This is a genomic window from Kitasatospora sp. NPDC004531 (assembly GCF_053602195.1).
This window is the reverse complement of sequence record NZ_JBSGDD010000069.1, coordinates 22616-42014: the sequence shown is the minus strand read 5'-3', so window position 1 is coordinate 42014 and position 19399 is coordinate 22616. Positions and strand designations below refer to the sequence as shown.

The 19399-nt window shown below is 74.6% G+C and carries 21 protein-coding genes; 5 read left to right on the top strand and 16 right to left on the bottom strand.

From position 1 onward, the window contains the following. Nucleotides 1-402, top strand: a 402-nt coding sequence (locus ACWEMJ_RS24650) for a phosphotransferase (RefSeq protein WP_452139288.1), incomplete at its 5' end; no start/stop codon positions are given. Here the strand turns inward: ACWEMJ_RS24650 and ACWEMJ_RS24645 are convergent. The 4 genes from ACWEMJ_RS24645 to ACWEMJ_RS24630 form a co-directional block, all read right to left on the bottom strand. After that, nucleotides 396-1316, bottom strand: a complete 921-nt coding sequence (locus ACWEMJ_RS24645) for a GNAT family N-acetyltransferase (protein ID WP_452139287.1) — start codon at nt 1314-1316, stop codon at nt 396-398. The two genes, ACWEMJ_RS24650 and ACWEMJ_RS24645, sit on opposite strands and share 7 nt — an antisense overlap. A gap of 29 nt (nt 1317-1345) precedes the next feature. Next, entirely contained in the window at nt 1346-2002 is a 657-nt protein-coding gene (locus tag ACWEMJ_RS24640) for an HAD family hydrolase (RefSeq protein ID WP_452139286.1), read from the bottom strand. A gap of 90 nt (nt 2003-2092) precedes the next feature. After that, on the bottom strand, nt 2093-2770 hold the full coding sequence (locus ACWEMJ_RS24635; RefSeq protein WP_452139285.1) for a maleylpyruvate isomerase N-terminal domain-containing protein: 678 nt from the start codon (nt 2768-2770) through the stop codon (nt 2093-2095). 45 nt (nt 2771-2815) lie between these two features. Then, nucleotides 2816-4093, bottom strand: a complete 1278-nt coding sequence (locus ACWEMJ_RS24630; RefSeq protein ID WP_452139284.1) for a PP2C family protein-serine/threonine phosphatase — start codon at nt 4091-4093, stop codon at nt 2816-2818. 262 nt (nt 4094-4355) lie between these two features. On the opposite strand from ACWEMJ_RS24630, the gene ACWEMJ_RS24625 reads away from it, so the two are divergent. Further along, complete coding sequence (locus tag ACWEMJ_RS24625; protein WP_452139283.1) at nt 4356-5582, top strand: MFS transporter; 1227 nt, start codon at nt 4356-4358, stop codon at nt 5580-5582. 10 nt (nt 5583-5592) lie between these two features. On the opposite strand, the gene ACWEMJ_RS24620 is transcribed toward ACWEMJ_RS24625, so the two are convergent. Continuing rightward, nucleotides 5593-6144 (bottom strand): GNAT family N-acetyltransferase, encoded by a 552-nt coding sequence (locus ACWEMJ_RS24620; protein ID WP_452139282.1) that lies wholly within the window; start codon nt 6142-6144, stop codon nt 5593-5595. 49 nt (nt 6145-6193) lie between these two features. Further along, nucleotides 6194-6727, bottom strand: a complete 534-nt coding sequence (locus ACWEMJ_RS24615; RefSeq protein ID WP_452139290.1) for a GNAT family N-acetyltransferase — start codon at nt 6725-6727, stop codon at nt 6194-6196. Between the two features lie 162 nt (nt 6728-6889). Here ACWEMJ_RS24615 and ACWEMJ_RS24610 point away from each other — a divergent pair, with 162 nt between their 5' ends. Beyond that, entirely contained in the window at nt 6890-7306 is a 417-nt protein-coding gene (locus tag ACWEMJ_RS24610; protein ID WP_452139281.1) for a nuclear transport factor 2 family protein, read from the top strand. An 11-nt stretch (nt 7307-7317) separates the two neighbouring features. On the opposite strand, the gene ACWEMJ_RS24605 is transcribed toward ACWEMJ_RS24610, so the two are convergent. The 6 genes from ACWEMJ_RS24605 to ACWEMJ_RS24580 all read right to left on the bottom strand — a co-directional run bounded on the left by ACWEMJ_RS24605 (nt 7318) and on the right by ACWEMJ_RS24580 (nt 13574). Continuing rightward, nucleotides 7318-7770, bottom strand: a complete 453-nt coding sequence (locus tag ACWEMJ_RS24605) for a MarR family transcriptional regulator (RefSeq protein ID WP_452139280.1) — start codon at nt 7768-7770, stop codon at nt 7318-7320. 98 nt (nt 7771-7868) lie between these two features. Then, nucleotides 7869-9320 (bottom strand): amidase, encoded by a 1452-nt coding sequence (locus tag ACWEMJ_RS24600; protein WP_452139279.1) that lies wholly within the window; start codon nt 9318-9320, stop codon nt 7869-7871. A gap of 106 nt (nt 9321-9426) precedes the next feature. Further along, complete coding sequence (locus ACWEMJ_RS24595) at nt 9427-9939, bottom strand: hypothetical protein (RefSeq protein WP_452139278.1); 513 nt, start codon at nt 9937-9939, stop codon at nt 9427-9429. Between the two features lie 305 nt (nt 9940-10244). Beyond that, the gene (locus ACWEMJ_RS24590) at nt 10245-11009 is read right to left on the bottom strand and encodes a bestrophin-like domain (protein WP_452139277.1); all 765 of its coding nucleotides are present in this window, start codon (nt 11007-11009) and stop codon (nt 10245-10247) included. A gap of 81 nt (nt 11010-11090) precedes the next feature. Further along, complete coding sequence (locus ACWEMJ_RS24585; RefSeq protein ID WP_452139276.1) at nt 11091-11957, bottom strand: hypothetical protein; 867 nt, start codon at nt 11955-11957, stop codon at nt 11091-11093. 210 nt (nt 11958-12167) lie between these two features. Beyond that, nucleotides 12168-13574 carry a family 2B encapsulin nanocompartment shell protein gene (locus tag ACWEMJ_RS24580; RefSeq protein ID WP_452139275.1) on the bottom strand — a complete coding sequence of 469 codons (1407 nt, stop codon included), beginning with the start codon at nt 13572-13574 and terminating at the stop codon, nt 12168-12170. A gap of 706 nt (nt 13575-14280) precedes the next feature. Between ACWEMJ_RS24580 and ACWEMJ_RS24575 the strand changes: the two genes are divergently transcribed. After that, complete coding sequence (locus ACWEMJ_RS24575) at nt 14281-15501, top strand: helix-turn-helix domain-containing protein (RefSeq protein WP_452139274.1); 1221 nt, start codon at nt 14281-14283, stop codon at nt 15499-15501. A 135-nt stretch (nt 15502-15636) separates the two neighbouring features. Beyond that, nucleotides 15637-16980 (top strand): serine hydrolase domain-containing protein, encoded by a 1344-nt coding sequence (locus ACWEMJ_RS24570; RefSeq protein ID WP_452139273.1) that lies wholly within the window; start codon nt 15637-15639, stop codon nt 16978-16980. Nucleotides 16981-16987: 7 nt separating this feature from the next. Here ACWEMJ_RS24570 and ACWEMJ_RS24565 read toward each other — a convergent pair whose 3' ends face one another. The 4 genes from ACWEMJ_RS24565 to ACWEMJ_RS24550 all read right to left on the bottom strand — a co-directional run bounded on the left by ACWEMJ_RS24565 (nt 16988) and on the right by ACWEMJ_RS24550 (nt 19341). Further along, nucleotides 16988-17182, bottom strand: coding sequence for a DUF1737 domain-containing protein (locus ACWEMJ_RS24565; protein WP_452139272.1), 195 nt, complete (start codon nt 17180-17182; stop codon nt 16988-16990). A gap of 336 nt (nt 17183-17518) precedes the next feature. Beyond that, nucleotides 17519-17680: a hypothetical protein gene (locus tag ACWEMJ_RS24560; protein WP_452139271.1), complete on the bottom strand. Its 162-nt coding sequence runs from the start codon at nt 17678-17680 to the stop codon at nt 17519-17521. Nucleotides 17681-17777: 97 nt separating this feature from the next. Next, nucleotides 17778-18329, bottom strand: a complete 552-nt coding sequence (locus ACWEMJ_RS24555) for a dihydrofolate reductase family protein (protein ID WP_452139270.1) — start codon at nt 18327-18329, stop codon at nt 17778-17780. Between the two features lie 103 nt (nt 18330-18432). Then, nucleotides 18433-19341: an RNA polymerase subunit sigma-70 gene (locus ACWEMJ_RS24550; RefSeq protein WP_452139269.1), complete on the bottom strand. Its 909-nt coding sequence runs from the start codon at nt 19339-19341 to the stop codon at nt 18433-18435. Nucleotides 19342-19399 lie beyond the last annotated feature (58 nt).

The window sequence follows — 19399 nt, the reverse complement described above, 5'->3', positions numbered from 1 at the left end:
CTTCGCTGGCTGGCGGGCGCGGAGGCCGGGCTGCTGGCGGGCGGCGCGGCGGCGGTGCCGGTGCTCGGGCAGGCGGACGGCAACCTCGCCAACTTCCTCTGGGACGGCGCCGAGGTGCGGGTGGTCGACTTCGAGGACTCGGGGCGCAGCGACCGTCCGTACGAGCTGGCGGAGGTGGTCGAGCACCTCTCGGCCTGGGTGGACACCGAGCTGGACGCGGCCGCGTTCCTGGCCCGTTTCGACCTCTCCGCCGCCGAGCGGGGCCGGCTGCTGGAGTGCCGCCGCCTGTTCGCGCTGCTGTGGCTGGTCTTTCTGACCGGCGACCCGGCGACCGCGGCCCGCAATCCGCCGGGCACCGCCGACCGCCAGGCCGACCGTCTGCTGGCGCTGCTCGCCTACTGAAGGGTCTTCTTCATCACCGTCGAGCTGTGCCTGACCGTCATGCCGGCCTTCAGGTACAGGTCGAGCGCGCCGGTCGCCGAGTGCGTCCACAGCGTGCAGCTGCGCAGGCCCGCGTCGCGGCAGGCGTGGAAGGTGTGGCGCAGCAGGTGGCGGGCGATGCCGCGGTGGCGGTGGGCGGTGTGGACGGCGACGGTCTCGACGTAGCCCTCGCCGGTGTCGGGGAGGTCGAGGGCGAGGGCGGCACCGACCAGCCGGTGGTCGGCGAAGGCGAGTGGGGAGCGGTCGGCGGCGAAGGCGGGGCGGTGCACGGTGTGGGCGGCCCATTCGTCGAAGTCCATGCGGCGGGGCTGCCAGGCGGCGAAGGCGTCCTCGGTGAGCCGGTGCGCGGCGTGTTCGTCCGCCGGGTCGCCGGCCCGCAGCGGGCGGACGGTGACACCGTGCGGGGCGGGCGGCAGGGTGTCCGGCAGGTCGTCGAGGTCGATGGCGAGCAGCCAGCTGGTGACGTCGGGGCGGAAGCCGTGCGCGGTGAGCAGGGCGGTGGCGGCCCTGTCGCGGTCGGGGACGATCTGGGCGAGTTCGGCGGTGTCGCGTTCGCGGGCGCGCTGTTCGATCCAGTGCAGCAGTGCGGTGCCGAGGCCCCGGCCGCGGTGCTGCGGGTGGACGTCGGCGTCGGTGCGCCGGTCGGTCCAGGCCCAGGCGGCGAGTCGGCCGTCGGGGGCGTGCACCAGCAGGGTGTCGCCGGCGGGGTCGAGTCCGGGCCGGGCGAGGACGGCGGTGAGTGCGCCGGTGTCGGTGGTGGCGGTGCCGTCGAGGGCGCGTTCGCAGGTGCGGACGAGTTCCTGGACGGCGGGGAGGTCGGTGGTCGGGTCGATCGGCCGTGCGGTGTAGCCGGCGGGCAGTGCGGCCTGTGCCATGGGGGCGTCGCTCCTCGGGTCCGGGGGTGTCAGTGGCGCAGCAGGGCGGGCAGGTGCCGCATGTCGGAGAACAGGACGGTGCCGGGCCCGGTGAGCGCGTCGGCGCCGGTGGGGCCGCCGGTGTAGCCGAAGCAGCGCATGCCGGCGGCGCGGGCGGCCTGCGTGCCGGGGCCGCTGTCCTCGACGACGGCGCAGGCCTCGGGGGCGTGGCCCATGCGGCGGGCGGCGTGCAGGAACAGGTCGGGTGCGGGTTTGCCGCGGGCGACCTCGGTGGCGCTGAAGATCCGGCCTTCGAAGTGTTCGTACAGGCCGGTGCGGCCGAGGGTGTGGCGCATCTTCTGGTGGGTGCCGCTGGAGGCCACGCAGGACGGCAGGTCGAGGGCGGCGAGCGCCTCCAGGATGCCGTCCACGGGCCGGAGTTCGGCGTCGACGAGTTCCCGGTGGCGCTGTTCGAAGCGGCGCTCCCATTCGGCGGCGGCGCTCGCGCCGAGGCGTTCGCCGACGAGCTGCCAGGCGGCGGCGTGGGAGCGGCCGATGAAGTGGTGCACGACCTCGGCCTCGGTGAGCGGCCAGCCGAGCTGGGCGCCGACCTCCTGCTGGACGCGGACGGCGATCCGTTCGCTGTCCACCAGGACGCCGTCGCAGTCGAAGATCACCAGTTCTACCGGCCGGTTCGAGTCGATCATCCGCTCAGCATATGGCGACAGGCCCGAACGCCCGCTCCGGCCGCGGACATTGAGCGGCCCGTTCCCGCTGTCCCGCGCATTCCGGCCGGTTCAGCCGAGCGTCAGCCAGGTGATCCCGGCGCGCTCGACCGCGTCCTGTTCGGCGGCGTCCAGTGCGGCCCGCCCGGTGGTCTTGCGCAGCAGGGTGGCCCGGTCCCAGCCGAGCGCGGCGCGCACCGAGGCGCCGTCGGCCCGGCTCAGCAGCAGGGCCTCCAGCAGGTCGGAGGCCTCCTCGGTGAGCCAGGCGGGGCGGCCGAGCGCGTCGGCCAGGTCGAGCCCGTGCACGGCGAGTTCCACCACCCGGGTGATCATGAACTCGGTGAGCAGCATCGGGTCGCCGTGCCGGGTGCGCACCGCCCGCGCCCCGCCCTCGGCCGCGAACCGGTCCGCCACCTCCCGCCAGGTCCGCCCGAACTCCTCGGCCGGGTCGGCGCCGGTGCCCGCTGTGTCGCGGGCAAGCGCGATCCGGGTGCTGTTGGCGGCGGCGTCGAAGCGCTCGTCGGGGCGGTAGTACCCGGCCGCGTCGATCTCCGGCCGCTCGGGCTCGGGGGCGGCCAGCATCGCCGGCACCCGCCCGACGGCGACCCGCACGTGCGCGAGCAGTTCCGCCGCCGTCCACGGTTCGCACCGGGTGGCCCGCGCCCACTCGCCGTCGGTGAGGTGGGCCGTCGCCGCTCCGAGCGCGCCGGCCTCGGCCCGGAACGCCTGCTCCACAAGGTCCTTTCGCATGGCGGGCAACCTACCGGCGGCCGCGCCGGGGCCTGCCGCCGGGGGTCAGCTCCGGGCGGGGGTGCGGATGGCGAGCACCGCCATGTCGTCGTGGCCGTCGCCCGGGTGCAGGTCGGCGAGGGTCCGCACCAGGTCGTCGAGCGGCAGCCCGGCGTGGGCGGCGGCGATCCGGGCGAGCGCGTCGAGCCCTTCGTCGAGGTGGCGGTCGGGGCGTTCGACCAGGCCGTCGGTGAAGAACAGCACGGTCGCGCCGGACGGCAGCGCGTGCTTGTGGTCGGGCCGGGGGACGGTCGGATCGACGCCGATCGGGATGCCGGGGTCGCCCTCCAGGTACCAGGTCCGCCCGTCGGGGCCGAGCACCAGCGGCGGCGGGTGCCCGGCGGTGCTCCAGTACACCGTCCAGCCGTCGCCGGCGGCGTCCGGTTCGATCCGGGCCAGGCAGGCGGTGGTGACCGGCAGGTCGGTGATGTCCTGCACGGTGCGGTCGAGTTGGGTCAGCACCGAACTCGGGGGGCTGCGGCGGTCGTACAGCAGTGCCCGGAGCATGTTGCGGGCCTGCGCCATCGCGGCGGCGGCGTGCAGGTCGTGCCCGACGACGTCGCCGATGACGGCCGCGCACGCCCGGTCCGGCAGGATCACGGCGTCGTACCAGTCCCCTCCGACGCCGGCCGGCTCGGCGGCGGTCCGGTACGCGGCGGCCGCCGAGAACGGCGACAGGTCCGGCAGGGTGGGCAGCAGCAGACGCTGGAACTGCGCGGCGCTGTCCCGCAGGTAGCCGAACAGCCGGGCGTTCTCGATCGCGATGCCGGCCGCCCCCGCGAGCGCCCGCACCACCTCCTCGTCGGCCTCGTCGAACGGCCGGCCGTCCCGGCGCTCGGACAGGTACAGGTCGCCGTAGATCTCGCCCCGGACGGTGATCGCCACGCCCAGCAGCGTCCGCATCGGCGGATGCCCCGGCGGGAAGCCCACCGACGCCGGGTGCGCGGCGATGTCCGCCACCCGCAGCGGCTCCGGATGCCGGATCAGGTGCCCCAACACCCCGCGCCCGCGCGGAAAGTCGATGCCCGCCAGCGCGTCCCGCTCCTGCTGCGACAGCCCCGCCGTGATGAACTGCCCCAGCCGGTCGCCCGACGGCGTGAGCACCCCGAGCGCACCGTAGCGCGCCCCCGCGAGCTCCATCGCCGTCGTCACGATCCGGTGCAGCACCGTCGGCAGGTCCAGGTCGCCCCCGATCGCCAACACCGCCGACAGCAGCCCCTGCAACCGGTCCCGCGCCCCGGCCAGCGCATTCAACTGCGCCGCGATGTCATCCGCCTCGTTCATCGCCCCCCACGGTACGCACCCCGCCACCCCCGGCCCCGCCCAACACGCGCGGCGCCGCCCGGCCGGAACGGGCGGCGCGCGGGCCGGAACCCGCACAACTCGCCTGCCGGCGCGGGGAGATCGACCGCCCCCGCCGTCCGGCTGTCAACGTCCGAACCCGCCGCTTCCCCCGCAACGGTGATGTCCGAAAGGTGCCAGCGGCCGCCCCGGGCGGGCTGTTGGACTGGCCGGGTACCCGACGGCCCGGCACAGGACGGAACCCATGGCCTCGCTCACCACCCTCTCTCCCCGCGCCGCCGGTCGGCCCGATCGGTCTCCCGCCGTGCAGTGGCTGTCCGTGTGGGCGGTCATGCTGGGGATCTTCTCGATCGTCACGACCGAGATCCTGCCGATCGGCCTGCTGACGTCGATCGGGTCCGACTTCGCCGTCTCGGACGGGATGGCCGGGCTGATGATGACCATGCCCGGCTTCCTCGCGGCGCTCTCCGCGCCGCTGGTCACCGTCGCGACCGCGCGCTTCGACCGGCGGGCCGTGCTCGCCGCGTTCATGGCGCTGCTGGCGGTGGCGAACGGGCTGGCGGCGGTGGCGCCGGGGTTCTGGCTGGTGCTGGTGTCGCGGGCGCTGGTGGGGGTGGTGATCGGCGGCTTCTGGTCGATCGGGGCCGGTCTCGCCGGGCGGCTGGTGCCCGGGCGCGCGGTCGGACGGGCGGTCTCGGTGATCTTCTCGGCGGTCCCGCTGGGGTCCGTGCTGGGCGTCCCGGCGGGCACGTTCATCGGTGACGCGGCGGGCTGGCGGGTGGCGTTCGTCGTCCTCGGCGTGCTGGCGGTCGGCGTGTTCGCCCTGCTGCTGGCGGCCATGCCGGCGCTGCCGTCGGAGGGGGCGACCCGGCTCGGCGTGCTGGGCGGCCTGTGCCGCCGGGTGAACGTCCGCTTCGCGCTGCTGCTGACGTTCCTGGTCGTGCTGGCCCACTTCGGCGCCTACACCTACGTGACCCCGTTCCTCGAACAGGTGACGCACGTGGGCCCGGGGGCGATCACCGTCTTCCTGCTGGTCTACGGCGCCGCCGGCATCCTCGGCAACTTCCTCGGCAGCACCCTGGTCGTCCGGCGGCCGAGGCTCGGCTTCGGCGCCGCGGCCGCGCTGCTCGCCGCCGCCACGCTGCTGCTGCCGGTGCTGGGCGGCTCGAAGGTCGGCGCGCCGGTGCTGCTGTTCGTCTGGGGGGTCGCCTACGGGGCGGTGCCGGTCTCCTCCCAGACCTGGTTCGCCAAGGCGGCCCCCGACGCGCCCGAGGCGGCGTCGGTGCTGTTCACCGCCTCGTTCCAGGCGACGATCTCGCTCGGCGCGCTGCTCGGCGGGGCCGTCGTCGACCACGCCTCGCCCGCCGCCGTGATGACGCTCGGCGGCATCACGGCGGCCCTGCTGGTGCCGGCCGTGTACGCCCACCTCGCCCGCGGGCTCGACTGGCCGGACGGCGCCGGCCGCCCCTGAGCGGGGCGGTTCAGCGGCCCCAGGTGCGCGGCCGCGCCAGCGCCTCCCACTCGGGGCGCAGCAGGGCGAGCATCGCGAGGTCGAGCCGCCGCCCCCGGTGCAGACACGCGCCGCGCCGGACGCCTTCGCGGGTGAACCCGGCCCGGGCGAGGGCGGCGAGCGCGGCGGCGTTGCCGGTGTGCGGCTCCGCGTCGAGGCGGTACAGCGGGAGTTCGCCGAAGGCGAGGTCGGTGACGGAGTTCAGGGCGGCGTTCGCGTAGCCGCGGCGGCGGTGCTCGGGGTCGGTCAGGAAGCGGACCCGGGCGGTGCCGTCGGACATGTTCTGGTCGGTCAGGAAGACCGCGCCGACCGGGGTGCCGTCCGGGCGCAGCACCAGGAAGCCGTCCTGGTCGGCGTCCTCGATGTCGCGCTCGATCCGCTCACGGGTCGCCGACAGCGGCCGGGGCCAGTTCCCCAGCTCGTGGGCCGTGCCCGGCTCGTGCCACCACTCGTGCAGCAGCTCGGCGTCGTCCACGTCGATCGGCGCCAGGGTGACGGCGGGCCGGGCGTTCTCACGGGTCATGGCGCGGATGCTAGGTCACATCCGCCCCACCGGTCACCCGGATTTGTCGCTACGGCAGCGCGAAGCGCCACATGTCGCGCGGCTCGCCGCCGACTTCCTGGTGCGCGGGCACCAGCGTCTCGCGCCGGTACCCGGCCCGTTCGGCGGTGCGCAGCGAACCGGTGTTCCACGGCTCGATGTACAACTCGACGCGCGGGACGGCGAGTTCGCCGAACGCCCAGGCGGTGACGGCGTTCAGCCCGGCGAGCGCCGCGCCGCGGCCCCGGGCTCGGCCGGCCACCCAGTACCCGGCGGTGGCGCTCCCGCGCAGCGGCAGCTCGCCGACCCACAGGCCGACGTTGCCGACCGCCTCCCCGTCGGGCCCCTCGATCACGAACGGATAGCCCGTCCCGATCGCGGTCCGCCCCCACTGCCGGCGCACGAACGCCTCCGCCTCGGCGTCCGAGTACGGCGCGGGCACCGTGGTGATCAGTGGAATGTACGGGTCGCCGGCCGCCTCCCGCAGCAGCTCCCGGTCCGCCGTCTCCCAGCGCCGCAGCCGGAATCCGTTCTCCGCCTCGATCACCGGCATCACCCTGGGCATCTCCACCCGCCCATCCTGCTCCACCCGCCCCGCCACCGGCCAGTCCGTTCTCCCCGCCCCGATCCGGACCGGCGGAGGTGTCGGTTCTCCGACTGCGGTCCCGTCAGGCCGACATAGGCTGCGGATCGCGCCGCCGCCCACAAGACCGACCGGAGTGTCACCATGACCGATTCGCCGCTTCTCGACGTGCTGGCCCGCTACCGGCGGGCGGTGCTCGACCTGGATGCCGATGCGCTCGCGGAGCTCTACGCGGCGGACGGGGTGCACGAGTTCCCGTTCCGGTTCCCGGGGTTCCCGGCCCGGTTCGAGGGGCGGGAGGCGGTGCGGGCCGGGTACCGCGCGGCGTGGGCGGCGACGCCGGCGCGGCCGACGGTGATCGAGGAGGCGGGCGTCCATCTCTCCACCGACCCGGAGGTGCTGCTGGTCGAGCAGACGGTGCGGGGCGAACTCGCGGGCGGGCGGGGCGGGTTCGCGGTCGCGGGCCTGCTGGTGCTGCGGGTCCGCGGCGGCCTGATCGTGCACGCCCGCGACTACATGGACGGCCTCGCGGCGACCGGCGGGGTCGGCGGCCGGTCGTAGCCGCGTCCCGGTCAGTCGTGGCCGAGGCGTTCCAGGACGGCCATCGCGGCGATCACGGTCTGGCGTTCGGCTTCGGTGCACTTGGCGTGGAGTTCGGCGGCCAGCCATTCGCCGCGGGCCCGGCGGCCGTCCTCGGCGCGGCGGCGGCCCTCGGGGGTGAGGGCGATGAGCATGCGGCGGCCGTCGTCGGGGTCGCGGCGGCGTTCCACCAGGCCCTGGGCGGTGAGGGCGGCGATGGTGGTGGCCATGGACTGGTGGCGCATGCCCTCGGCGACGGCCAGCTCGCTGGTGGTGAGGCCCTGGCCGTCGCTGTCGAGCAGTCGGCCCATCGCGGAGGCCTGGGTGAGCGTCAGGTCGCCCGTCCCGGCGGCGGCCCGGATGCGGCGGCGGAGCCGGCCGATCACCGATCGAACCTGCTGCGAGGCCCGCACGGCGGACGGCGCGGCCTCCAGGTCATCACTCATGGGGTCAGCCTAGGTTCCCGGCGGCCGGAGGTACAGTTTTCCTGTACACTCCGGCCCCCGGGTAGCGGGGGTGACGCCGCGTCACCCCGGCCGGCGGTTCAGTTCGGCGCGCGGAAGCCGCCCGTCTCCCGTTCGAGCAGTTCGGCCAGCCGCAGCGGGGTCCGGTCCTCGTACATCGGGCCGATCAGCTGGACGCCCACCGGCAGGCCCTCGGGGGAGGGTCCGGTCGGCACGGCGGTGGCGGGCAGTCCGGGCATGGTGGCGAGGCCCGCCCAGACCAGCTGGTCGAAGTACGGGTGGCGGGCGCCGTCGATGTCGAGCCGGCGCTCCAGCGGGTCGGGGTGGTGGTCGTGCGGGAACGCGGGCGTGGGCGTGATCGGGCACAGCACGATGTCGTACCCGGCGAACAGCTGCCGCCAGCCGTGCCGGTGCATTTCGCGGCGGGCGTTCAGCTCCATCCAGTCGTCGTGGCCGAGCACCATGCCGCGCAGCCTCGCCGCGTCGAGGCCGGAGTCGTCCGGGCGCAGCGCCGCGGCCCGGGCCTCCAGGCGGGCGCGCTCCTCGACGGGGAAGTGCGCGACGGACCCGGAGAACAGGAGCTGGGTGTAGATGCTCGCGGCGTCGGCGAGGTCGGGCAGCAGCGGGCTGTGCCGGTCGACCCGGGCGCCGCCGCGTTCGAGGATCTCGGCGATCCGGTTCAGGCCGGCGCGGACGGCGGCCCCGGTCGGGATGAACGGGTGGTCCTCGACGAGCAGGACCCGGAAGTCGCGCAGCCGTTCGTGGCGGGCGGGCGGCAGCGCCAGGCGGTACGCCGCTCCGCGGGTCAGCGGGTCGGGTTCGGCCATGATGTCGAGCAGCAGCGTCAGGTCGCGGGCGGTGCGCGCCATCGGGCCGACCACGGCGAGGTCGTGCTCGAACGGCAGGGCCGGCCCGGGCGGCGGGACCATGCCGCGGCCGGGCACCAGTCCGAGGCTCGGCTTGTGCGCGTGGACGCCGCAGAAGTGCGCGGGGGTGCGCAGCGAACCGGCCAGGTCGGAGCCGATGGACAGTGCGCCGAACCCGGCGGCCAGGGCGGCCGCCGATCCGCCGGAGGATCCGCCCGCCGTGCGGCTGTGGTCCCAGGGGTTGTTGGTGGTGCCGTGGAGGGCGTTGAAGCTCTGGATGTCCTGCAGCCCGAGCGGCACGTTGGTCTTGCCGAGCACCACCGCGCCCGCCGCCTTGAGCCGGGCGACCTGCACCGCGTCCTCGGCGGGCACGAAGTCCCGGTACGCCGGCATGCCCCAGGTGGTGGGCAGCCCGGCCACGTCGTAGGACTCCTTGACCGTGACCGGAATGCCGAGCAGCGGCCGGTCGGCGCCGCCCGCCCGGGCCAGGTCGGCGCTGCGCGCGGCGGCCCGGGCGCGGTCGAAGTCCGGCGTGCAGATCGCGTTGATCGCCGCGTCGTCGCGCTCGATGGCGGCGATCGCGGCGTCGGTCAGTTCCGCGGAGGTCACCTCACCGGCGCGCAGGGCGGCGGCGAGTTCCTCGGCCGAGTGGAAGTTCCAGTCCATGGCCGCGACCGTAGCGGCCCCTCGGACGGGGCACGAAATGCCGCTTCCCACAACGGAATCGGACGCCGAACTCCCGGCCGGACGACGCTTGCCACAGCGGGGCGGGTCAGGCCAGCCGCAGCCCGTAGTCCGCCAGCCAGCCGCGCACCTGGGCCCGCTCGGCGCGGGCCAGCGAGCCGCCGGTGAAGCGCGGGTCGTCGGTGACCTCGGCGAGACAGCCCTCCGGAGGGGCGAACGTTTCTGCGTCCTCGGCGGTCTCGAACTCGGCCTCCGCCAGCACCAGCCCGTGCAGCCGGCCGTCGAAGACGTCGACGCCCAGCGGGGGGACGCTCAGCCGGGTCTTGGTCAACTCCCGGCCGGGCAGGGCGTCCAGCAGCAGCGCGTACTCCTCCCCCGACAGGTACATGTTGGTGATCAGGCCCTGCTCGGCGCCGGTGGCGCCGGGCGGCGCCGGGACCTTCTGGGTGAGCTTGTGCGCGCACTCCCCGGTGTCGATCCGCTCGACGTGGCGCAGCCGCAGGCGGGTGCCGTCCACGTACCGGTCGGTGATCAGTCGGGCGCAGGTGACGGCCCCGGGCGCCGGGACGCGGGCGAGCAGGAAGCGGCGCTCCCGCTCCACCCGCGCGTACCTGCTCCCGCCGGCCGCGCCCGGCCCTGCATCCGGCCCGTCGGCCGGCCCTGCGTCCGACCCTCCGGCTGCGGCCGCCCGCGCGAAACCCGCCCCCGTCGTGCCTTGCGCCCCCATGTCGCTTCTCCCCGTAGCGAGTTGTGCCGCCACGCCCGCACCGCCCGTGGCGGTGCTCGGCGCGGCCTCCCCGTCGGCCGCCCGTTCGCGGACCCCCGTCCCCTCGTGGGCGGCCGAGCCCAGCGTAATGCGCGAACCGGCGCGGGGCGGACGGTTGTTCCCCATCTCTGCCGCTCGGCCTACTGGTTGAGGGACGGGAACAGGTCCAGGAACGGTTGCGTGGTGACGGACATGCCGCGTCCGAACGGATCGTCGAAGTCCCAGATCAGGAACAGCAGGAAGCCGATCAGCGCGCTGAACGTGCCGGCCAGCACCAACTCCCGCCGGGAGCGCCGGATCTGGAGCGCGAACAGCATGCCGATGGTGACCACCGCGCCGATGATCAGGCCGAACCAGACCACGCCGGGCATCGTCGGGCCGGTGTTGCCGCCACGGGAGTTGCGGGCCTCGTCGGCGCTCGCGATCCGGTCCATCATCGCCTGGTAGGCCTGCGCCTCGATGTCGTTCTGCGGGGCCCGGCCGGCCACGTCGGTGCGCAGCTTGGCGAGCAACTCCGTTCCCTCCGGGGAGAGTTCCCCGTCGGTGCGCATGTGCTGCCATTCGGTGTCCACCACGAACGAGACGTAGTTCTCGACGTCCTTGACCACCGTCGCCCGGTAGTCGGCGGGGAACACCTCGGCCCGGGCGCTGACCTCGTGCAGCGCCTGCGCCTCGCGCTGCACGTCGTCCTGCGCGGAGGAGCGGGACTCCCAGACGCCGGCGATCGCCAGGCCCAGCACGATGGCGTACACGACGCCGATCATCATGGTGATGTACTCGATGACGTCGGGCGTCTCCGAGGTGTCCTCGTGGACGTCGGTCCTGCGGTGCCTCACCAGCACCACCGCGACGACGACCAGGCACGCCCCGGCCATCACGATGGCGAGCGCCACCCATTCGGACATGACAGATCCTCTCCTGTTGCTCGGATCGACAACTGGGCCGTTTTGACGGCTACTTGAAGGACGGCTACGTGAAGGTCGGAGTCAGCGCCCGCGCCGGCCGGCGGCCCGGGACTTCCCGCTCGGGCGCAGCGCCGCGGCGGCGATGACGGCGGGGACGGTGACCACCAGCATCCTGGTGGTGGTCGAACTGCCGTGGTGCTTGGGCGCCGTGGCGTGCACCAGCGGCGGCGGCAGGTGGACGGAGGCCGTGGGCGCGGGTCGGCTCGGCACGGGCGTCGGGGGCGCCGGGGTGGGCGGCGCGGGCGCGATCGGCGCCGCGCTGCGGGTGGGCGCGGGTGGGTTCGGCCGGGGTGTCGGCGGCGCGGGCTTCGCCGGCTGCGGCGTGGGTGACGGCGCAACTGTCGGGCTGGGGTCGGGAGTTGGCGACGGCTTCGGGCTCGGCTTCGCCGAGGGCGTCGGCGTGGGTTTGGGCGAAGGCGTGGGCGTGGGGGTCGGGCTCGGCGTCGGGTGGCAGTGGTGGTGCCCGTGCCCGTGGTCGTCTCCCCCGCCGTGGCCGTGCCCGCCCCGGCCCCCCGCGTCCCCCCGCTCCCCCTGTTGTTCGTCCGCCCCGGGCCCGCGCTGCGGGTGGAGCGGGAGTTGGGCCGCGGCCCCGGCCTCGACGTCCGTCTCGACGTGGGTTCCGGCGGCCTCGACGAAGGTGTGCACGTGGACGCAGATGTCCAGCCACCGTCCGTCGTCCCGGTCGCTCACGGTGGCGGCGGTGTGGGCGGTGCGGGCGCCCTGGGTGGTGCCGGTGAGCACCGCGCACACCGCCAGCACCCCGGCGAGCGCCCAGCCCGTGCGAACTCCCGCCTCCCGCAGAAGAGTTGAACGGCCCCTGCGGGCAGGTAAGGCCTCCGCCGTTCTCCCGCCGCCGGCGGGCGGCCGGTCGTTCCGACGCATGGGCATGGTTCAACCTTCCTGTCGCTGTTGGACGATCGAGCTGGCGCCGCTGCGGCCTGAGCGCAGTCGAGGGCACGGCGGAGGATCGGTGCCGTTCCACAGCAGAAACGGAACAGCATGATCAATCCGACGTACCCTCAACTGGGTGGACCACCGTTTGGTTACGGCCCCCGGCGGTCCACCGTGATCTTCCTGGGAAAGGTTGCCGCCCCGGTCTCAGCGGACGGCGATCTCCACGTTCTCCAGCACGCCGACCGCGTCGGGCACCAGGATGGCCGCCGAGTAGTACGCGGTGACCAGGTAGTTGATGACGGCCTTGTCGTCGATGCCCATGAAGCGGACCGACAGGCTGGGCTGGTACTCGTCGGGGATGCCGGTCTGGTGCAGGCCGATGGCGCCCTGGTTGTCCTCGCCGGTCCGCAGCACCAGGATGGAGCTGGTGTTCTCCTTGGTGATCGGGATCTTGTTGCAGGGCAGGATCGGGACGCCGCGCCACGCGGGCACCTTGTGGCCCTGCAGGTCGACGGTGTCAGGGTACAGGCCGCGCGAGTTGAACTCGCGGCCCAGCGCGGCGATCGTCTTGGGGTGCGCGAGCAGGAACTCGGGGTCGCGGCGGCGGTTGAGCAGCTCGTCCAGGTCGTCGGGGGTGGCGGGCCCGGAGTGGGTCTGGATCCGCTGGTCGAAGGCGGCGTTGGAGAGCAGGCCGAACTCGCGGTTGTTGATCAGCTCGTGCTCCTGGCGCTCGCGGAGCGCCTCGACGGTGAGCTTGAGCTGCTGCTCGATCTGGTTCATCGGCTGGTTGTAGAGGTCCGCGACGCGGGAGTGCACCCGCAGCACGGTCTGTGCGATGGACAGCTCGTACTCGCGCGGCTTGAGCTCGTAGTCGACGAACGCGGTGGGCAGCAGGTGCTCGCCCTCGTGGCCGGCGGACATCGCGATCTCGGCCTCGCCGAGCTCGTTCTGGCGCTGCAACGGGAGGCTGGCGAAGTCCCGGATGTGGGCCTGCAGGCTCTCGGACTGGGCGAGCACCGACTCGAAGTCGGCCCGGCTGAGGGTGAGCAGGGTGCCGGAGGTCTTGGCGGTGGCGGTGTAGTCCCAGCTGGCGTCGGCGTCCAGCAGGGCGTTCTCGCCGAACCGGTCGCCGTCGCCGAGGACGCCGATCACCGCGTCGTCGCCGTACTTGCCGGTGGAGACCTGGTTGATCTTGCCGTGCGCGATCAGGTGGATCCGGTCGGACGGGGTGCCGCGCTCGACCAGGGTCTCCCCGGCCCGGAACTCGCGCTGCACACAGCGGTCGGCGAGCGCGGACAGCACGTCCTCGTCCTCGAAGCCGCGCAGCAGGGCGAGTTCACCGAGCTCCCGGGGGATGACCCGGACGTCGCCGCCGGTCTGGATGAACTCGATCCGGCCGTCGCCGACCGTGTAGGTCAGGCGCCGGTTGACCCGGTAGGTGCCGCCGGAGGTCTGCACCCAGGGCAGCATCCGCAGCAGCCAGCGGGAGGTGATCTCCTGCATCTGCGGCGCGGACTTGGTGGTGGTCGCCAGGTTGCGTGCGGCGGCGGTGGTGAGGCTGGTCTGCTGGCGCTGCGCCTGCTGGATCTCCGGGCTGCTGTCCACGGACATGGGGCCGCGCTCTCCTTCGTCTCGCCACGAGGGCTGACGGTGCGTCAGTCACGTGGGTGTGTTGGGGTCTTGGCAAAGAGGAAAGGGGGGTGGCTGTCGGGTTCGGAGTGACCTGTGGTCGCCGTGCCGCCCGCTGCCTCCGGAACAGTAGATCTTCGCCACTCCCGGCAGCGCCCCCGAGGCCACCGGTGCACCCGATCAGGTGAACATTGCCCCCAGAAGGATTGGGATCGGCTCCGGCCTGTTTGGCATCCGGATGACGTGCGGCAACGCAGGTTGACCGCGAACCACCCGCCCCGCGCGTCACACGCGCCCTGAACTCGCCACTGCGCCCGCCGGCGGCGCCCACGCCCAGAGCCCCGGGCCGCCCAGGCCCGCCGGCCGACCCGCGTACTCCGCAAGGGAGTTCACGGACGCCTCCCGAAGCATTCCGCGCGAAATTCCCCTGCAACGGAATCTGACGCACCGTCATCTCGCGCGCCACGCTGGTCGGTTAAAGCGGTCCGGCGGCCGTCGGGAATTGACACCCCCCTCCCCTGAAAGTGCCACGCAGGCAAACCGCTCCCGCCCGTCCGAGCGGGGCTGCGCGCTCGCGCCGATCCTCTTGACCGGCGGATGACCCCATCGCATACTCCCCCTGTCGCCGAATGCCAACAGCGTTCGCGGCACGCCCGGTGGAACATTTTCGCTACCTGGAGGATCGGAATTGGCTGGGCCCTGGGAGGGACTTCCGCGCGATTTATCGGCCGAACTCAGGGCGGAGCAGCAATCCCTGGCGACCGAGATCATCCGGGAGATCAGGTCCGCCGTCCCGGAATTCGCCCGCCCGCTGTCCGGTCAATTCGGCGGCGGAATCCAGCAGGCCGTGGAGACCGCGCTCGCCGAGTTCGCCGACCGGCTCGCCGGGCCGCCCGCCCCGGGCCTGCGGCAGGTCCGCGTGTACCGCTCGCTCGGCCGGAGCGAGTTCGCCGAGGGCCGCAGCCTGGACGCCCTGCAGGCCGCGTTCCGTCTCGGCGCCCGCCTCGCCTGGCGCCGCTACGCCCTGGTGGCCCGCCGGCGCGGCCTGGGGCCCGAGCAGCTCGTGGTGCTCGCCGAGGCGGTGTTCGCGCACCTCGACGAGGTCGCGGCGGCCGGCGTCCAGGGCTACCTGGAGGCCCGCACCGACCGGGCCGGCGCGCTCGGCCGGGCCCGGCACCGGCTGCTGCGGCTGCTGCTCTCCGAAGCCGCGCCCGCCGACTCCGCCGAACTCGCCGCCGCCGCGCGGTGCGCGGACTGGCCGCTGCCCGACCTGCTCGCCGCCGTCTCGCTCGACCCGTGCTCCCCCGTGCCGCAGCCCTCCGCCCGCCGTCCGCTGGCCCGCATCGCGTCGTTCGGCTCCCGCCCGCCCGGCGACGGGCGCTTCCCCGACCACGTCCTGGCCGACCTCGACGGCCCGCGGCCGCACCTGCTGCTGCCCGACCCGGCGACGGCCCTGGCCGATCCGCGCGTCGCCGCCGCCCTCCAGGGGCGCGGCGCGGTGATCGGCCCGGTCGTCCCGCCGGCCCTCGCCGCGCAGTCGCTGCGCTGGGCCCGGCTGCTGCGCGGCTCCCTGCCCCACCCGCCGGCGCAGCCCGTCGACTGCCGCGACCGCCTCGCCGACCTGCTGCTGCTCACCGACCCCGCGCTGGTCCGGCTGATCGCCGAACGCCGCCTGGCCCCGCTCGCGCCGCTCACCCCCAAGCAGCGCGACCGCCTCGCCGCCACCCTGCTCGCCTGGCTCCAGACCGGTCGGGGCACCGCTCCCCAGGTCGCCGCCCGCCTCGGCATCCACCCCCAGACCGCCCGCCAGCGCCTCCAGCGCGTCCACCGCCTGTTCGGCCCGGCCCTCGCCTCCCCCGACGCCCGCCTCGAACTGGAGGTGGCGCTGCGCTCCACCGGGCTGCCCTGACCCACCCGCACCCGCACCCGCACCACCGGCGCGGCCCCCGGTGGTCCCGTCCCCCAACACCGGCCCCGGTCAAGGCGGTTCGCGTTCGGACGAGTAGCATCCGTCCCGAAGCGGTGACCGCGGGACGGGGAGGGCATGAGCATGCTGGATGTGTTGGCCGGCCTGGACGAGTTCTGCGAGCAGGTGTTGGCGGAGCACACCTGCCCGTCCATCAGCGTGGCGGTGGTCCAGGGCGCCGAGGTGGTGTTCGCGCGCGCCTACGGGCCGGCGGACGTCGCGACCGGCCGCGCCGCCACCCCCGACACCGTCTACGGGCTGGCCTCGATCACCAAGGCGTTCACGGCGACAGCCGTCTGCCTGGCCGCCGACCGCAAGCTGCTCGACCTGGACGCACCGCTGCCCGGCGCCCACCCGTGGCCGGCCCTGCCGACGCCGCGGCAGCTGATGCAGCACCGGGGCGGCCTGCCCGGGTACTACGACTTCCACTACGGCGACCGGCCGTCCCCGATCGACCCGGCCGCCTACCGCCGCCAAGTGCGCCTGCCGGGCAGCGGGTTCGAGTACTCCAACCACGGCTACCACGAACTCGGCCGCCTCCTCGAACAGGCCACCGGCCGCCCCCTGCGCGACTGCCTGCGCGAGGACGTCGCCGCGCCGCTCGGCCTGTCCTCCTTCGACCTGGGCGTCACCTACTCCGGCCCCGCGCCGGTCGCCGTCCGCTACACCCCGGACGGCCGCGCCTACCCGGACTGCCGCACCAGCCACCCGGCCGCCGGGGAGGGGTGGGCCACGGCGGGCGACATAGCCCTGTTCGCCCGCCGAGCCACGAGCCTGCTCGCCCCCGCGACGGCGGACGCGGTGCTGGACGCCCCGGCGATCACCGACCGTCTCGGGTACGGCCTGGCCCGGATCGTCCAGCGCGACGGCGGCGTGCTGATCGCCAGTCACGGCGGCGGGATGGGCGGCGTCGCGAGCATGATGATCGACCTGCCCGAGCGTGAACTCTCCCTCGCCGTCCTGACCAACTGCACCGACAAGTCGGGCCGCAACGCCGTCGTCCGTCACCTGATGGACGCCCTGGCCCCGGAGTTCGACCCCGGCCACCTCCAGCCGGACACCGACCCGGCCGGCGAGTTCACCCTGCCGCCGGGCCGCTGGGCGGGCGCCGTCGAGACCCCGGACGGCGAAGTCCCGCTCCGGCTGGACGTCCTGCCCGACCGGCAGGTCCGGGTCCGCCTCGCCGACCTCCCGGCGACCACCGTCCCGGCCGCCGCCTCCCGCAGCTGGCGCCTCCAGCTCGTCGCCGACCTCCAACTGCCCACCGCCGACGCCCGGTTGAACAGCCCGTCGTTCGGCCTGGAACTGCGCGCCGACGCCGACCGGCTGACCGGCCGCGCCGTCGCCTTCAAGAACGGCGACCGCGAGGGCCTGCTCGGTCCGTGGCTGGTCCACCCGTGCGAGCTGCGGCCCGCCGACTGACGGCGGGCTACGCGGACGGCCAGAGCACCGCCTGCGCCACGATGACGCGCTCGCCGTCGAAGGTGACGGCGGGCCCCTCGTGCAGCCGGTAGCCCAGGGCGAGCAGCTCGCTCACCCGGTGGCAGAACGCGGCGTCGTCCGGTCCGGTCAGCACGCGGTAGCGGGGCAGTCCGTCCGGCGGCGTGCTCGAAAGTGTGCTCATCCCACCAGCATTCCAGACCCGCCCCGGTGGAGACCCGGCAGCTCCCGCACAGGCGTCCTGATCGGGCCGTCCCGTCGAGCACCCGGGCGAACAGCTCCGGCCACTGCGGCGGCCGCCCGGCCATTCGCGTCCAACTCGATTGCAGGGAGCGGCCGTTCCGGCAACCCTGGGACTGCTGCCCCGCCGTCCCGCCCCGCCGTTCCTCGCCGGCCGGGCGGGCCCGGTGGCCACCGCGCGGGGAGCCCCCTCGGCCCGCCGCAGCGGAACTCCCGGCACGGGCCCGTGCCGGGAGTTCGCGCGGCCTGCGGAGTTCGCGCGGCCCGAGGAGCGGCGCCGCTACTGCTGGTCGTCGTTGTCCTGCACGTCGTCCAGCTGCTGCTGGCCCTGCTGCTGCTCGGCGGCCTTCTGCTGCTCCTCGCCCTGCTGCGGTTGCTGGCCGAGGCGCTGCTTGGCCTCCTCCGCGGCTTGCTTGGCCTTGTCCTTGAACTTGTCGCCCATGCCCATGACTACTCCCTGTGTTCGGGTGGCTTCGGGTGGTGCCAGCCTGCCACGGACTTCACGCCGCCGCAGGTCGGCCCCGGAGCACCCGACGGCGTCAGCCGCGCCGGTGGCGGGCGTACAGCAGCGGCCCGACCCGCTCGGCCTCCTCGCAGCGCAGCTCCCCGGCGGGCGCGCCGTCGGGGAACAGCCGGGCGCCGGCGCCGAGGACGACGGGGACGGTGATGGTGCGGTACTCGTCGACCTGGTCGGCCTCGATCAGCTGGTGCACCACGCGGACGCTGCCGGTGACGATCACGTCGCGCGGCTCCTCCTTCACCGCGGTCAGCAGATCCCCCTCCAGCAGGCGGGAGTTGGCCCAGCCGGAGGTGTCGGTGAGGCTGCGGGTGGCGACCAGCTTGGTCGCGGCGTTCATCCGGGCGGAGAACTCGTCCTGGCGGGCGGGCCAGAGGGTGGCGAAGTGCTGCCAGGTGCGGCGGCCGAGCAGCAGCACGCCGTCGTCCAGGGTGGCGCCGAGGCGGAACTTGTCGCCGGAGACGTGTTCGTGGCCGTACCGGAACATCCAGCCGCCGCCGGGGGTGCCGTCGGAGCCGTCGGGGTCGGCGATCCGGCCGTCCAGGGTGGTGAAGCCGATGACGATGACGCTCATCCGTGCGTCCGCCTTTCCTCGTTCGGTGCTGCGCCGCCGGGCGGCGGCGCTCACCGGTACATACCGGCGGCGCGCCGCCGACTCATCGCCGCCGCCGGAGGAATTATCGGATCGTCTCCGGCAGTTCGAAGCGGCGCAGCACGGCGGGCTCGGTGAACACGGTGTTCCGGACGAGCGCCCCGCCGGCGGTCTCCAGTACCTGCAGGCTGTGCAGCCGGTGCCGTCCGTCCTCCCATGCGTAGGCGGCGAAGGCGGGTTGGCCGTTGGCGCGGGCGGGGCGGGTGCGCCAACGGGTGCCGCGCAGCCGGAAGATCCGGGCCATGAACCGCCCGTAGTCGGCCGGTCCGCGGAACCAGAGCGCCAGCGGCGGCATCTCCAGCACGGCGTCCTCGGCGAGCAGGGCGACCAGGGCGGGCACGTCGGCGGCCTCGAACGCGGCGAGGTAGCGGTCGACGGCGGCCCGCTGCCGGGGCTCGTCGGCCTCGCGCAGGGTGTCGCCGGGCGGCGTCGCGAGGGCCGAACGGGCCCGCTGGAGGGTGCTGTTGACGGCGGGGACGGTGGTGTCGAGCTGTGCGGCGACCTCGGCGGCGGTGAAGGCGAGCACCTCGCGCAGGATCAGCACGGCGCGCTGCCGGGCGGGCAGCAGTTGGACGGCGGCGACCCAGGCGAGGCGCAGGTCGGCGCGGGCGTCGAGGTCGTAGCGGCCGTCGGGGAAGGGTTGCAGCCACGGCACGTCGGGGGCGGGCGCGAGCGGTGCGCCGGTGTCGTCGCCGGGCGCGCCGAGTCCGGACGGCAGCGGGCGGCGGGCCCGGCCTTCGAGGGCGGTGAGGCAGACGTTGGTGGCGATCCGGTACAGCCAGGTGCGGACGCCCGCGCGGGCCGGGTCGTACCGGTCGCGGGCGTTCCAGGCGCGCAGCAGGGTGTCCTGGACGAGGTCCTCGGCGTCCTGGTGGGAGCCGGTCATCCGGTAGCAGTAGGCCGTCAGTTCGCCGCGGTGCGCCTCGAGTTCCACCCGGTCATGATGGCGCACGCCGGTGCGTTGTCGGTGGGCCGGGCTAGGGTGTGCGGCG